At 64.5% G+C, this 14,294-nt stretch carries 15 protein-coding genes and 1 tRNA gene; 13 read left to right on the forward strand and 3 right to left on the reverse strand.

Annotated features, from left to right (window positions below; translation table 11 throughout):
- Positions 1-21: 21 nt before the first annotated feature.
- Positions 22-1,380 carry a cytochrome P450 gene (locus E8M84_RS05560; protein WP_137110160.1) on the reverse strand — a complete coding sequence of 453 codons (1,359 nt, stop codon included), beginning with the start codon at positions 1,378-1,380 and terminating at the stop codon, positions 22-24.
- Between the two features lie 167 nt (positions 1,381-1,547).
- Here E8M84_RS05560 and tuf point away from each other — a divergent pair, with 167 nt between their 5' ends.
- Together tuf and E8M84_RS05570 are read left to right on the forward strand one after the other, a co-directional pair.
- Complete coding sequence (gene tuf, locus E8M84_RS05565; RefSeq protein WP_137110161.1) at positions 1,548-2,723, forward strand: elongation factor Tu; 1,176 nt, start codon at positions 1,548-1,550, stop codon at positions 2,721-2,723.
- 73 nt (positions 2,724-2,796) lie between these two features.
- Positions 2,797-3,315 carry an alkylphosphonate utilization protein gene (locus E8M84_RS05570; RefSeq protein ID WP_137110162.1) on the forward strand — a complete coding sequence of 173 codons (519 nt, stop codon included), beginning with the start codon at positions 2,797-2,799 and terminating at the stop codon, positions 3,313-3,315.
- On the opposite strand, the gene E8M84_RS05575 is transcribed toward E8M84_RS05570, so the two are convergent.
- Together E8M84_RS05575 and E8M84_RS05580 are read right to left on the reverse strand one after the other, a co-directional pair.
- Positions 3,312-4,169: a class I SAM-dependent methyltransferase gene (locus E8M84_RS05575; RefSeq protein WP_137110163.1), complete on the reverse strand. Its 858-nt coding sequence runs from the start codon at positions 4,167-4,169 to the stop codon at positions 3,312-3,314. The genes E8M84_RS05570 and E8M84_RS05575 overlap by 4 nt on opposite strands.
- A gap of 82 nt (positions 4,170-4,251) precedes the next feature.
- Positions 4,252-4,446: a DUF2256 domain-containing protein gene (locus tag E8M84_RS05580; protein WP_137110164.1), complete on the reverse strand. Its 195-nt coding sequence runs from the start codon at positions 4,444-4,446 to the stop codon at positions 4,252-4,254.
- A 167-nt stretch (positions 4,447-4,613) separates the two neighbouring features.
- On the opposite strand from E8M84_RS05580, the gene E8M84_RS05585 reads away from it, so the two are divergent.
- From E8M84_RS05585 to E8M84_RS05635, 11 genes are all read left to right on the forward strand, one after another.
- Positions 4,614-5,264, forward strand: a complete 651-nt coding sequence (locus E8M84_RS05585) for a CatB-related O-acetyltransferase (protein ID WP_137110840.1) — start codon at positions 4,614-4,616, stop codon at positions 5,262-5,264.
- 82 nt (positions 5,265-5,346) lie between these two features.
- Positions 5,347-5,422, forward strand: a tRNA-Trp gene (locus tag E8M84_RS05590).
- Positions 5,423-5,541: 119 nt separating this feature from the next.
- Complete coding sequence (locus tag E8M84_RS05595; RefSeq protein WP_137110165.1) at positions 5,542-6,072, forward strand: hypothetical protein; 531 nt, start codon at positions 5,542-5,544, stop codon at positions 6,070-6,072.
- A gap of 174 nt (positions 6,073-6,246) precedes the next feature.
- On the forward strand, positions 6,247-6,438 hold the full coding sequence (gene secE / locus E8M84_RS05600; protein WP_137110166.1) for a preprotein translocase subunit SecE: 192 nt from the start codon (positions 6,247-6,249) through the stop codon (positions 6,436-6,438).
- Between the two features lie 155 nt (positions 6,439-6,593).
- The gene (nusG, locus tag E8M84_RS05605; protein ID WP_137110167.1) at positions 6,594-7,127 is read left to right on the forward strand and encodes a transcription termination/antitermination protein NusG; all 534 of its coding nucleotides are present in this window, start codon (positions 6,594-6,596) and stop codon (positions 7,125-7,127) included.
- Between the two features lie 90 nt (positions 7,128-7,217).
- On the forward strand, positions 7,218-7,670 hold the full coding sequence (gene rplK / locus E8M84_RS05610; RefSeq protein ID WP_137110168.1) for a 50S ribosomal protein L11: 453 nt from the start codon (positions 7,218-7,220) through the stop codon (positions 7,668-7,670).
- A gap of 5 nt (positions 7,671-7,675) precedes the next feature.
- The gene (rplA, locus tag E8M84_RS05615) at positions 7,676-8,374 is read left to right on the forward strand and encodes a 50S ribosomal protein L1 (protein WP_137110169.1); all 699 of its coding nucleotides are present in this window, start codon (positions 7,676-7,678) and stop codon (positions 8,372-8,374) included.
- Positions 8,375-8,604: 230 nt separating this feature from the next.
- A complete protein-coding gene (gene rplJ, locus E8M84_RS05620; RefSeq protein ID WP_137110170.1) occupies positions 8,605-9,120 on the forward strand; it encodes a 50S ribosomal protein L10 in 516 nt (171 codons plus the stop codon).
- Positions 9,121-9,186: 66 nt separating this feature from the next.
- Positions 9,187-9,564: a 50S ribosomal protein L7/L12 gene (gene rplL, locus E8M84_RS05625; RefSeq protein WP_137110171.1), complete on the forward strand. Its 378-nt coding sequence runs from the start codon at positions 9,187-9,189 to the stop codon at positions 9,562-9,564.
- Positions 9,565-9,801: 237 nt separating this feature from the next.
- Positions 9,802-13,935 carry a DNA-directed RNA polymerase subunit beta gene (rpoB, locus tag E8M84_RS05630; protein ID WP_137110172.1) on the forward strand — a complete coding sequence of 1,378 codons (4,134 nt, stop codon included), beginning with the start codon at positions 9,802-9,804 and terminating at the stop codon, positions 13,933-13,935.
- 38 nt (positions 13,936-13,973) lie between these two features.
- The gene (locus E8M84_RS05635; RefSeq protein WP_137110173.1) at positions 13,974-14,294 is read left to right on the forward strand and encodes a hypothetical protein; all 321 of its coding nucleotides are present in this window, start codon (positions 13,974-13,976) and stop codon (positions 14,292-14,294) included.

Below are 14,294 nucleotides of genomic sequence, written 5' to 3' on the forward strand. Positions count from 1 at the left end.
GTCGCGCCATAACATGGATAGTCAGGCCCGCTCCACCTTCAGCCAGACCCCACCCTGCGGCCGCAGCGTCAGGATCATCACCGGTTTCGGTTCCTTCCCCGGGATCGGGGTGAACCGGAAGTGCGCCAGCAGGGTGGCCAGCACGATCACGGCCTCTTGCAACGCAAACGACGCCCCGATGCAGATGCGGGGGCCGTCGCCGAAGGGCAGGTACTGGAAGCGTGGGACGGCCTTCGGGTCGGCGAAGCGGTCTGGGCGGAAGGCGTCGGGGTCCTCCCACAAGAGGCGATGCCGGTGCAGCGCATAGATCGGCAGGATCACCGTATCGCCGGGCCGGACCTCGCGGCCGCAAAGGGTGTCGGCGGCCATTGCGGTGCGCGACAGGAAGGCCGCCGGGGGATACATCCGCAGCGCCTCGTCCACGATCCGGCGGGTCAGCGGCAGTCGGGGCAGGTCAGCCACGGTCGCCGCCCGGTCGCCAAGGGCGGCCTGCGCCTCGGCCCGCGCGGCGGCTTGCACCCCCTGATCGAAGGCGGAAAGGTAAAGCGCCCAGGACAGGGTCAGCGCCGTCGTCTCGTGCCCCGCAACGATGAAAGTGAGGAGGTTATCGCGGAGTTCGGACGTCGTCATCTGCCGCCCGCTTTCCGGGTCCGACCCGGCCATCAGGAGGTCAAGAAGGTCCGGCGGGGTCTTCCCACCCTCGGCCTTGCGCGCCTCGATGGCACGGTCGGCAAGCCGCTTCGTCTCGCGCATGGCGGACCCGGTGAACAGCCGGTTCGGGCGCGGCACCCAGGGCGGGGCGCCGAGGACGTCCAACAGCGACACCTTCGCGGTTTCGGCGATATACTGTTCGATGGCGGCATGCACTGCGCCCCGGTCAAAGCCGGTGCCGTCCGAGAAGGTGACATCCGCTATCACCTCGAAGGTCGCCGTCACCATCTCCTCAAAAAGATCCGCCGCCCGGCCCACCGCCTTGTCCAACCGCGCGACCGACCGTTCCGCCGCAGCCGTCATCACTGGGCCCAAGGCGGACACATTGCGGTGCGAGAAGACCGGCGCCGCCGTCCGGCGCTGCCACATCCACTGCGCGCCCTCGGCCACGAACAGGCTGTCGCCGATGGCGGGTTCCAGGATCAGCTTGGTGACAACTGACTTCGGATAGCTTTCCACGCGGTCGCGCAGGACCTGCTTCAGCCCGTCCGGGTCCATCAGCATGTGCCAGCGCTTGCCCGTCCGGCCCGACAGGATCGGCACCCGCGTCGCCACTTCCGGGATCAGTTCCAGCACGTTGCGCTGTGCGGCGCGGAAGCTGGCCCAGACCCCCATGGGTTCGGTGTGAAGCGCCACGCGGGCGGGCAGGGGGGCGGGGGCGTCGAGCATGATGTGATGAAGATAGGGCAGCCTTGCGCGGCGGCAAAGCGCAGGCATGCCGCACCCCCGGCCTTCCGGCCAATCAGGCTTGAATTTCCCCGTCCCACGGGCTAAGTCGCCGCCCGTGTAATCTCGGGTCCCCGACGGGCCCGATCTGGACAAGGGCGGATAACGCGATGGCGAAGGCAAAGTTTGAACGGAATAAACCGCACGTTAACATCGGGACCATCGGTCACGTTGACCATGGCAAGACGACGCTGACCGCGGCGATCACCAAGTATTTCGGCGAATTCCGCGCCTATGACCAGATCGACGGCGCTCCGGAAGAGCGGGCTCGTGGCATCACGATCTCGACCGCCCACGTCGAGTACGAGACCGAGAACCGTCACTACGCCCACGTCGACTGCCCCGGCCACGCCGACTACGTCAAGAACATGATCACCGGTGCCGCCCAGATGGACGGCGCGATCCTGGTCGTGGCTGCGTCCGACGGCCCGATGCCGCAGACGCGTGAGCACATCCTGCTCGGCCGTCAGGTCGGCATCCCCTACATGGTCGTCTACATGAACAAGGTCGACCTGGTGGATGACGCCGAACTTCTCGAACTGGTCGAGATGGAAGTGCGCGAACTGCTGTCGTCCTACGAATACCCGGGCGACGACATCCCGATCATCAAGGGCTCGGCCCACCAGGCGATGATCGGCGAGTCGAAGGAAATCGGCGAGGATTCGATCCGCGCGCTGATGAAGGCCGTGGACGAATACATCCCGACCCCGGCGCGTGCCGTGGACCAGCCCTTCCTGATGCCGATCGAAGACGTGTTCTCGATCTCGGGCCGCGGCACCGTCGTGACCGGCCGGGTCGAGCGTGGCGTGATCAACGTCGGTGACGAAGTCGAGATCGTCGGCATCCGCGACACCAAGAAGTCGGTCTGCACCGGCGTCGAGATGTTCCGCAAGCTCCTGGATCGCGGTGAGGCGGGCGACAACATCGGCGCGCTCCTGCGCGGCGTGGACCGTGACGGCGTGGAACGTGGCCAGGTGCTGTGCAAGCCCGGCTCGGTCAAGCCGCACACCAAGTTCGAAGCCGAGGCCTACATCCTGACCAAGGAAGAAGGCGGCCGCCACACCCCGTTCTTCGCGAACTACCGTCCGCAGTTCTACTTCCGGACGACGGACGTGACCGGGACCGTGCAGCTGCCGGAAGGCACCGAGATGGTGATGCCGGGCGACAACCTGAAGTTCGTCGTGGAACTGATCGCCCCGATCGCGATGGAAGAGAAGCTGCGCTTCGCCATCCGCGAAGGCGGCCGCACCGTCGGCGCAGGCGTCGTCTCGAAAATCATCGCGTAGGGCGCGATCGGATCAAGGCATCCAGAAGGCGCGCGGCACCCCGCGCGCCTTTTTCGTTTGAAAGGCCATCCTCATGTCCGCCTGCGTTCTCTGCGCTGCCCCCGACGCCCAACCCGTCACCCTTTCCCCCGGGGCGGATGTCGCGCTGCTTTGCCCGGTCTGTGCTGCGGCCCTGTCCGGTGACATCATCCCCGGCCCGCGCTGGCGCTGCCTGGGCGATGCGGTCTGGTCCGAGGACCCGGGCACCCAGATCGCGGCCTGGCGCCTCTTGCAGGCCTTGCCGGGCGAGGCCTGGGCCGCCGATCTTCTGGAAACGGTCTATCTTGATCCCGAGGTTCTGGCGCGCGCCATGGCGGGTGAAAGTGTCGTCCCCGCGGTGGAGCATCGCGATGTAAACGGTGTGCGCCTTGCCGCGGGCGATACGGTGACGCTGATCAAGGACCTGCCCGTCAAGGGCAGTTCCATGGTCGCCAAGCGTGGCACGGCGGTACGAGGCATCCGGCTGGTGCCGGACAATGCCGATCAGATCGAGGGCCGGGTCAACGGGCAGCAGATCGTGATCCTGTGCCAATATGTGAAGAAGTCGTCCTAGCCCTTCGGCTGCGCAGCCGCTTGTTTCATCTGCCAGCCCAGCCGCACCCCCGGATGGGCCTTGATCTGTTCCAGCATCGCCTTGAACCGGCCGCGTGGCACCATCCCCTCGTGCCAGTCCGCCGCCGCGCGGACGCGCTGCATCAGCTTGCCATCGGTCAGGTCATGCACCCGACCTCCCGCCAGCGCCGCCCTGGTCACCGGGGCCACGCACAGGAACACCAGCCCCACTTTCGGCACATGCGCCAGGGGCTGGAACTGGTCCCGCATCCCGACCATCTGGGCGCAAAGCCAGGGCTGCACCGCCATCAGGTAATCCTGCTGCACCACGACAGACCGGCCCGGCACCAGCATCGGAAAGAACTCTGCGGCAATATGGTCAGCCATGCCCGAGCCCTTGGCGGCGTCGACCGACAGGATCTCGATCGGCCCGCCCGCCCACTGCTTGTCGCCGATGTCACCGACATGCAGCACCACCTGATCGCCCCAGGGTGCCAGATGCCGCCGCACCACCGGCAGAAGGTCGGCGTCATCGGCCTCGGGCAGGGGTTCGTCGGGCATGAACCTGGCCCAGAACGCGCGCGAGGAGCGGAAGCGGTCGTAGCTGTGGACCGGGTTCGCCCGCCCGGCGGCGGCAAGCCCCGACAGAAGCCGCGCCGCCGATCCGCCGGCGTAGGCGCCAAGGTCCACCACCGCGCCGTCGCCCTGCACCCGGCGACCCAGCCAGTGATAAAGCTGCGATTCCTCGGGCGTCAGCATCGTGGGGACGCGCGCGGCGGGGCCGAGATCGGCCAGTGTCACAGCCGCCCAGGGCCGTGCTGCGAACTCGGCGACGATGTCTGTCCCTGTCTGCACGGCGACCTCCTGCCGCGAGACTAGGCAACCGCGCCGCAGCTTTCCAGTGCGCTCCTCGATGACCTTGTCACGCGCCGCAGTCTCAACTGGCGCGAGGAGAGGACGACGTCGCACGAGGAGCCTCCGCCTCCCGCTTCGGACCCGCCTTCCGGCAGCGATCCGAACAGAACCGGACTGTCTCCCAGTCCCGTTCCCATTTCTTGCGCCAGGTGAAAGGCAGGCCACAAGCGGCGCAGAGCTTGACAGGCAGGTCCGATTTCTTGCGCATCTTTGGCATGTTGGCTCCTCTTCCGGCCAAGGACCAAGCTGGATCGGTCACAGCGCAAGACAAGCGTGTCTTTTGCCCGTCACTGCACTGTGCTAAAAGCAAGGACCCGCAACAGGAGGCTGACATGGACCTGACTGCCTGAACCGTTCCGCGAACCGTTCATGAAAGGTCCTGACATGCCGCTTGATCCCAACCAAACGCATCCCCTGGTGCTGTCCGATGGCACCGTGCTGCCGGATATGGTCCACCTGAACCAGGTGATCGACCACCCGAACATCCGCATCGGCGACTTCACCTACGCCAACGACTTTGACCCGCCCAAGAATTGGGCGGCGCGGCTGGCGCCCTACCTTTACCCCGGCGCGCCCGAGACGCTGGTCATCGGCCGGTTCTGCCAGATCGCGCATGGCGTGCGGTTCATCACCGCCTCGGCCAATCATGCGATGGACGGGCTGACCACCTTTCCCTTCCCGGTCTTCGACCCCGCTACCATCGAGGGTTACAAGGCGGGCTTCACCGGCCTGCCCGACACGGTGATCGGCCATGACGTCTGGATCGGCCATGGCGCGCTGATCCTGCCCGGTGTCCGCATCGGCAGCGGCGCGATCATCGGCGCGGGATCGGTCGTGACGCGTGATGTCGCGCCTTACAGCATCGTCGCGGGCAACCCGGCCCGCCTGATCCGCCCGCGGTTTGCTGCCGGGATCGCGGAAAGGCTGCTGGCGCTGGCCTGGTGGGACTGGCCACCTGACCGCATCCGGGCTGCCGTTCCCGCGCTGTTGCAGCCCGACATTGCGGCCCTTGAGGCCCTGCGGCCCGGGGACTGACCGCAGCGACGGGCGACCTGGCAGACAGCGCGAGAGAATCCCTTGACCTCCCGCGCGGCCTGCCGTAACCCGTCGCTCGCGTAGGGGTATAGCTCAGCTGGTAGAGCGACGGTCTCCAAAACCGTAGGTCGCGGGTTCGAGCCCTGCTGCCCCTGCCATCCCCCCCGTCCCTCCCGTCCCGGCTTGGCAGCGCCGTTGCACAGCCCGCGCGGGAACCGGATCAACGGTTCGGGCGTTCCGTATTCAGCAACACGATTGCTTTGAAACGGAGAAGATCATGCTGAAATCCCGTAACCTTGCCGCTGGTGCGGCCGCCGGTGCCCTTGTCTCGCTGCTGTCCATCCCCGCCTTCGCGGGCGTGGAAAAGGTTGCCAAGATCGACGTGCAGGTCGACCTGAGCGCCGTTCAGAACGAGGAAGCCGCAGCCTACTGGGCGAACCTGGAAGCCGACCTGGAAAACGCGCTCGCTGCGCGTCTGGTTGACCGGCTGGTGACCGAGGAAGTGACGCCGGACGAGAACGGAAGGGTCGATGGTGCGCAGATCATCGTCGACATCCGCGAAGTCGAACTCGCCAATGCGCTCCAGCGCGAGCTGAACCTGGGCGATGCGGTCCTGGTCGGTCAGGTCACCGTCAAGGACGACACCGACAACTCGAACGCCGACGGCTACGAGCTGACCACCTCGCTGGAAAACGCGAAGGTCGTGGTGCCCGAGGGCATGACCGTGGTCCTGTCGACCGACACCAACGAAGCCTACACCCGTCTGGTTGACGTGTTTGCCGAAGGCGTCGTCAGCCGCCTGAAGTAAAGACCGGCGGCCCCCCGCCGCCTGTCCTGTGCGCCCCCCATGCCCGTCCCGCATGGGGGGCGCCGCCATTTTCAGGGGTCGGATCGCGCGTTTGATCGCCCGATTTCCCGGCGCGGCTTGAAATCCCCGGCCGAACCCCGTATCTCCCCCTGCGAACCCAAGCCCGGAATCCCCATGTCGACCACGAACCCCCTTCAGTTCCTCCAGCAGGTCCGCGCCGAAGTCGCCAAGGTGGTCTGGCCCACCCGGCGCGAGGTGCTGTTGACCACGCTGATGGTCTTCATCCTGTCGGCGCTGGCTGCGACCTTCTTCAGCCTTGTCGATCTTGGTATCCGCACGGTGCTGACCTACATCATCGGCGCCTGATCGCCTTTCCCTCTTGAATTGGGACCGTGCAGGGGGTAGACCCCGCGCCAACCAAAGGGACACCGGCGCGCATCGATTCGGGGTGCGCGCTGTTTTTTGTTCCGGGCGAAGATGAAGATGGGCCGAATGGCCCGGGCAGCAAGGAAGCAGGCATTATGGCGAAGCGCTGGTATTCGGTAAGCGTTCTCTCGAACTTCGAGAAGAAGGTGGCCGAGCAGATCAAGACCGCCGTCGCCGATGCGGGGCTTGAGGAAGAGATCGACGAAGTGTTGGTCCCGACCGAAGAGGTCATCGAGGTCCGGCGCGGCAAGAAGGTCACTTCGGAACGCCGCTTCATGCCGGGCTATGTGCTGGTCCACATGGAAATGTCGAACCGCGGCTACCACCTGATCTCGTCGATCAACCGCGTCACCGGCTTTCTGGGCCCGCAGGGCAAGCCGATGCCGATGCGCGACGGCGAAGTGAACGCGATCCTGAACCGCGTCGAGGAAGGCCTCGAAGCACCGCGCAACCTGATCCGCTTCGACATCGGCGAAACGGTGCAGGTTACCGACGGCCCGTTCGAGGGCTTCTCGGGCATGGTCGAGGATGTGGACGAGGCGCACAGCCGCCTGAAGGTCACCGTGTCGATCTTCGGCCGGGCGACGCCCGTCGAACTGGAATTCACCCAGGTCTCGAAAGGGGCCTGAGTGCATCGCGTGGGAGGCGAGCGCCCGCAAGGGTGACGGACCGAACCACTAAACCGCACCCCAGGGTGCAGTGACAAAGGAGAAGGCCAGATGGCCAAGAAGATTATCGGCAGCCTCAAGCTGCAAGTGAAGGCCCAGCAGGCCAACCCGTCGCCCCCGGTCGGTCCGGCCTTGGGTCAGCGCGGCCTGAACATCATGGCCTTCGTGAAGGAATTCAACGCGAAGACCGCCGACATCCCGCCGGGTACCCCGACGCCCGTCATCATCACCTACTACCAGGACAAGTCCTTCAGCCTCGAGCTGAAGACGGCTCCGGCCTCGTTCCTGATCAAGCAGGCTGCTGGCCTTCCGGCTGTCGGGAAGCGTTCGCGCGCCAAGGGTTCGACCAAGCCGGGCCGTGAAGTCGCTGGCACGATCACCGCGGCCCAGCTGCGCAAGATCGCCGAGACCAAGATGAAGGACCTGAACGCCAATTCCGTGGAAGCTGCGATGCAGATCATCCTCGGCTCGGCCAAGTCCTGCGGCATCGAAGTGAAGGGCTGAGCACCATGGCAAAGATTGCAAAGCGCGTCGCCAAGGCGAACGAAGCCTTCGCTGGCAAGGCGAACATCACCGTCGAAGACGCGGTGAAGCTGATCAAGGGCGCGGCTTCGGCCAAGTTCGACGAGACGGTTGAAATCGCGATGAACCTGGGTGTTGACCCGCGTCACGCCGACCAGATGGTCCGTGGTGTGGTCGCCCTGCCGAACGGTACCGGCAAGACCGTCCGCGTCGCCGTCTTCGCCCGTGGCGCCAAGGCTGACGAAGCCAAGGCCGCCGGTGCGGACATCGTCGGTGCGGAAGACCTGATGGAATCGATCCAGCAGGGCAACATCAACTTCGACCGTTGCATCGCGACCCCGGACCTGATGCCGCTCGTCGGCCGTCTGGGCAAGATCCTCGGGCCGCGCAACCTGATGCCGAACCCGAAGGTCGGCACCGTGACGATGGACGTGAAAACGGCCGTCGAAGGCGCCAAGGGCGGTGAGGTCCAGTTCAAGGTCGAAAAGGCCGGCGTGGTGCACGCGGGTGTCGGCAAGGTCTCGTTCGACGAGGCGAAGCTGGCCCAGAACATCCGCGCCTTCGTGGACGCGGTGTCCAAGGCCCGCCCGTCGGGCGCCAAGGGCACCTACCTGAAGAAGGTGTCGCTGTCCTCGACCATGGGCCCGGGCGTGTCGGTCGACATCGCTTCGGCGACCCAGGCGTAAGCCAGAATTCCCGGGTGACCGGGAGACTACCCGGGCCATGAGACATGTCTCTCGGCCCGGTTCTGTCCGAGACGGTGGGTGGTGCGCAAACACCATAAATCCTGCCCGAGATGGGGAACGAGATTGAAGGCGCCTTCGGGCGGTCTTGGTTTCGGGAACCGTTACGGACCCGACGCCCCTGCAAGGGGGCAAACATGAGCCGGGGGAAACCCCAACCTTGGAGTGAAACTGTGGATAGAGCCCAGAAAGAGAAAGTGGTCGAGGAACTCGGCCAGATCTTCGAAAGCTCTGGCGTTGTGGTGGTTGCCCACTACACCGGGATGACGGTTGCACAGATGCAGGACCTGCGCGCGAAGCTTCGCGACGTGGGTGGGTCCGTTCGCGTTGCCAAGAACACGCTCGCCAAGATCGCCCTTGAAGGGAAGCCCGCTGCAAAGATGGGTGACCTGCTCACGGGCATGACCGTTCTGTCCTTCTCGGAAGACCCCGTGGCTGCGGCCAAGGTCTGCGACGCCTACGCCAAGACGAACGACAAGTTCGTCATCATTGGCGGGGCAATGGGCGAAACGGTTCTGGACCAGGCCGGTGTCAAGGCTGTCGCTTCCATGCCGTCGCGTGAAGAGCTTATCGCTCAGATCGTGTCGTGCATCGGTGCGCCCGCTTCGAACATCGCCGGGGCCATTGGTGCGCCTGCTTCGAACATCGCGAGCATCCTGTCGACCATCGAGGAAAAGGCTGCGGCCTGATCCTTTCATCCCGGTCGTGGTTGATACCGCACCGTTGGAACCCATCTTAACAAACGGAACTGAAAAATGGCTGATCTGAACAAACTCGCCGAAGAGATCGTCGGTCTGACCCTCCTGCAAGCTCAGGAACTGAAGACCATCCTGAAGGACAAGTACGGCATCGAGCCCGCCGCTGGCGGCGCTGTGATGATGGCTGGTCCGGCTGCTGGCCCGGCTGCTGCAGCTGAAGAAGAAAAGACCGAGTTCGACGTCGTCCTGACCGACGCCGGTGCGAACAAGATCAACGTGATCAAGGTCGTCCGCGAACTGACGGGCCTTGGCCTCAAGGAAGCCAAGGACCTGACCGAAGCTGGCGGCAAGATCAAGGAAGGCGTCTCGAAAGCCGACGCCGAGGCGATGAAGAAGAAGTTCGAAGAAGCTGGCGCCAAGGCCGAGCTGAAGTAATCGGACTTCGGGGGCAACCCCGTAGAACAGCAGGGCTGGGGCCGAGGAATTCGGTCCCAGCCATGCGCGTCTTGGAAGGGGCTTGGGCGATAAGCCTCTTCCAAGACGCGTCGGGTTCGGGAGCCACCCTTCGGGACGGGCGGCACGAATGGAACCCTGACGGTCTCTTCGCAAGCGGTGCGCGCCCGTGGCCCGACGGGTGGTGTGCCAGCGAAAAATGAAAGGTATGAGACAAACATGGCGCAAGCTTATGTTGGCCAGAAACGTGTCCGCCGCTACTTCGGCAAAATCCGCGAAGTTCTGGAGATGCCGAACCTGATCGAGGTTCAGAAATCCTCCTACGACCTGTTCCTGCGGTCCGGCGACAGCGACAAGCCGCTGGACGGCGAAGGCATCCAGGGCACATTCCAGTCGGTGTTCCCGATCAAGGACTTCAACGAGACCTCGGTCCTGGAGTTCGTCAAGTACGAGCTGGAAAAGCCCAAGTACGACGTGGACGAATGCCAGCAGCGCGACATGACCTATGCGGCACCCCTGAAGGTGACGCTGCGCCTGATCGTGTTCGATGTCGATGAAACCACCGGGGCCCGGTCGGTCAAGGACATCAAGGAACAGGACGTCTACATGGGCGACATGCCCCTGATGACGTCGAACGGCACCTTCGTTGTGAACGGGACCGAGCGGGTCATCGTCAGCCAGATGCACCGTTCGCCCGGCGTGTTCTTCGACCACGACAAGGGCAAGACCCATTCCTCGGGCAAGCTTCTCTTCGCCTGCCGCATCATCCCGTACCGCGGCTCGTGGCTGGACTTTGAATTCGACGCCAAGGACGTCGTCTTCGCCCGCATCGACCGCCGCCGGAAGCTGCCGGTGACGACGCTGCTTTATGCGCTGGGCATGGACCAGGAAGGCATCATGGATGCCTACTACGAAACCATCAACTTCCGCTATGTGAAGAACAAGGGCTGGGTCACCAAGTTCTTCCCGCAGCGCGTTTCGGGCACCCGCCCGACCTATGACCTGGTCGATGCGGCCACCGGGGAAGTCATCCTGAAAGCGGGCGAAAAGGCCACGCCGCGGATGGTCAAGAAGTGGAAGGACGAGGGCACGGTCACCGAGCTTCTGGTCCCCTTCGACCACATCCTCGGGCGCTATGTCGCCAAGGACATCATCAACGAGGAAACCGGCGAGATCTGGGTCGAAGCCGGTGACGAGCTGACCTGGGAACTGGACCGCGACGGCGAAGTCAAGGGCGGCACGGTGAAGGTCCTTCTGGACCAGGGCATCACCGACATCCCGGTTCTCGACATCGACAACGTCAATGTCGGCCCCTACATCCGCAACACGATGGCGGTGGACAAGAACATGGGCCGCGACACCGCGCTCATGGACATCTACCGCGTGATGCGCCCGGGCGAGCCGCCGACCGTGGAAGCCGCGTCGCAGCTGTTCGACACGCTGTTCTTCGACAAGGAACGCTATGACCTCTCGGCCGTCGGCCGGGTCAAGATGAACATGCGCCTCGACCTCGACAAGCCGGACACCCAGCGCACGCTGGATCGCGAGGACATCATCGCCTGCGTCAAGGCGCTGACCGAACTGCGCGACGGCAAGGGCGAGATCGACGACATCGACCACCTCGGCAACCGCCGCGTCCGGTCGGTCGGCGAGCTGATGGAAAACCAGTACCGCGTCGGCCTTCTGCGGATGGAGCGCGCGATCAAGGAACGCATGTCGTCGGTCGAAATCGACACGATCATGCCGCAGGACCTGATCAACGCGAAACCCGCCGCCGCTGCGGTGCGTGAATTCTTCGGCTCTTCGCAGCTGTCGCAGTTCATGGACCAGACCAACCCGCTGTCCGAAGTGACGCACAAGCGCCGCCTGTCGGCCCTTGGGCCGGGCGGTCTGACCCGTGAGCGTGCAGGCTTTGAAGTCCGCGACGTCCACCCGACCCACTATGGCCGGATGTGCCCGATCGAAACGCCGGAAGGCCAGAACATCGGCCTGATCAACTCGCTGGCGACCTTCGCCCGCGTGAACAAGTACGGCTTCATCGAAACCCCGTACCGCAAGGTGATCGACGGCAAGGTGACCGACGAGGTCGTCTACATGTCGGCCACGGAAGAGATGCGCCACACCGTCGCCCAGGCCAACGCTGGCCAGGATGCCGAGGGTCGTTTCACCGAAGAGCTCATCTCCAGCCGGAAGGCCGGGGAATTCATGCTGAACCCGCCGGATTCGGTGGACCTCATCGACGTGTCGCCGAAACAGCTGGTGTCTGTTGCGGCCTCCTTGATCCCGTTCCTCGAAAACGACGACGCCAACCGCGCCCTCATGGGCTCGAACATGCAGCGTCAGGCGGTTCCCTTGCTGCAATCCGATGCCCCGTTCGTGGGCACCGGGATCGAGGCCGTGGTTGCCCGTGACTCCGGCGCCGCCATCATGGCCCGCCGGGCTGGCGTGATTGACCAGGTCGACGCGACCCGTATCGTCGTGCGCGCAACCGAGATGCTGGAACCCGGTGAGCCGGGCGTCGACATCTACCGTTTGCGCAAGTTCAAGCGGTCGAACCAGTCGTCCTGCATCAACCAGCGCCCGCTGGTGAAGGTGGGCGACGTGGTGAAGCGCGGCGAAGTGGTGGCCGACGGCCCCTGCACCGACATGGGCGAACTGGCCCTTGGCCGGAACGTGGTCGTCGCCTTCATGCCGTGGAACGGCTACAACTACGAAGACTCGATCCTGATCTCGGAACGCATCCTGCGCGACGACGTCTTCACCTCGATCCACATCGAGGAATATGAAGTCGCCGCCCGGGATACGAAACTCGGGCCGGAAGAAATCACCCGCGACATCCCGAACGTCGGCGAGGAAGCCCTGCGCAACCTCGACGAAGCGGGCATCGTCTACATCGGGGCCGAGGTTCAGCCGGGCGACATCCTGGTCGGCAAGATCACCCCGAAGGGCGAAAGCCCGATGACGCCGGAAGAGAAACTCCTCCGCGCCATCTTCGGGGAAAAGGCCTCGGACGTCCGCGACACCTCGCTGCGGCTGCCCCCGGGCGCCTATGGCACCATCGTGGAAGTCCGCGTCTTCAACCGCCACGGCGTCGACAAGGACGAACGCGCCCTGCAGATCGAGCGTGAGGAAGTCGAACGCCTCGCCCGCGACCGCGACGACGAACTCGCGATCCTGGAACGCAACATCTACGCGCGCCTCAAGACCCTGATCATGGGCAAGACCGCCGTGAAGGGGCCGAAGGGCATCAAGGCCGGGTCGACCATCGACGACGAACTTCTGGGCACGCTTTCGCGCGGCCAGTGGTGGCAGCTGGCCCTGGGCGAAGAGAACGACGCCAAGGAAGTCGAAGCGCTGCACGACCAGTACGAAGCGCAGAAGCGTGCTCTCGATCACCGCTTCGACGACAAGGTCGAAAAGGTGCGCCGTGGCGACGACCTGCCTCCGGGCGTGATGAAGATGGTCAAGGTCTTCGTCGCGGTGAAGCGCAAGCTGCAGCCGGGCGACAAGATGGCCGGCCGTCACGGCAACAAGGGCGTCATCTCCAAGGTCGTGCCGATGGAAGACATGCCCTTCCTGGCCGATGGCACTCCGGTCGACCTCGTTCTGAACCCGCTCGGCGTGCCGTCGCGGATGAACGTCGGTCAGATTCTGGAAACCCACATGGGCTGGGCCGCGCGCGGCCTGGGCCTGAAGATCGACGACGCGCTGAAGGAATACCGCCGGTCCGGCGACATGACCCCGGTGCGTGAGGCTGTCCGTCTGGCCTACGGCGACGAGACCTACGAAGAGGCCTTTGCGGGCCGCGACGAGGACGAGTTCCTGGAACTGGCGGGCAACGTGACCAAGGGCGTGCCGATTGCAACCCCGGTCTTCGACGGCGCCAAGGAAGCCGATGTCAACGACGCGCTGACCCGCGCGGGCTTTGACACATCGGGCCAGTCGGTGGTCTTCGACGGCCGCACGGGTGAGCAGTTCCAGCGCAAGGTGACGGTGGGCGTGAAGTACATGCTCAAGCTGCACCACCTGGTCGACGACAAGCTGCACGCCCGGTCCACCGGCCCGTACTCGCTGGTCACGCAGCAGCCTCTGGGTGGTAAAGCCCAGTTCGGTGGCCAGCGTCTCGGCGAGATGGAGGTCTGGGCCCTGGAAGCCTACGGCGCCGCCTACACCCTGCAGGAAATGCTGACGGTGAAGTCGGACGACGTGGCAGGCCGGACCAAGGTCTACGAGTCGATCGTCAAGGGCGAGGACAACTTCGAAGCCGGCGTGCCGGAATCATTCAACGTTCTCGTCAAGGAAGTGCGGGGCCTCGGCCTCAACATGGAACTCCTGGATGCGGAGGAGGAGTGAGGTCAGTCCATAGTTAGGGCAGAGGCAAGGTGGAAAGAATGAGCTGGGAAGCAGTTACGGGTGATCGTGCCGCGATCTTCAAGACCCAGCTCATGCGCGAAGTCAGTAGCGGACACGCACTGTTCCCCATACTCAACCGTATCGACGTGGTAGCCATCGACGACGCAAGTGACGACGTTCTGGCCATCGACCCAGACAATGCGGATGAGGCTCATGTGGTGCATCTGACTTGGCAAACCGCGCCTGACCCTACGCCGGAATGGCCGCACACCTATGTGCTTCGCATGTCCGAGATTGAAAAAACGCTTGGCGTAATCGTTCGCCGAGACCCGACTTCCCTCCCTCAAGTGAGGAATTGA

This window comes from Rhodobacter sp. SY28-1, from assembly GCF_005222785.1.
GTDB lineage: Bacteria > Pseudomonadota > Alphaproteobacteria > Rhodobacterales > Rhodobacteraceae > Tabrizicola.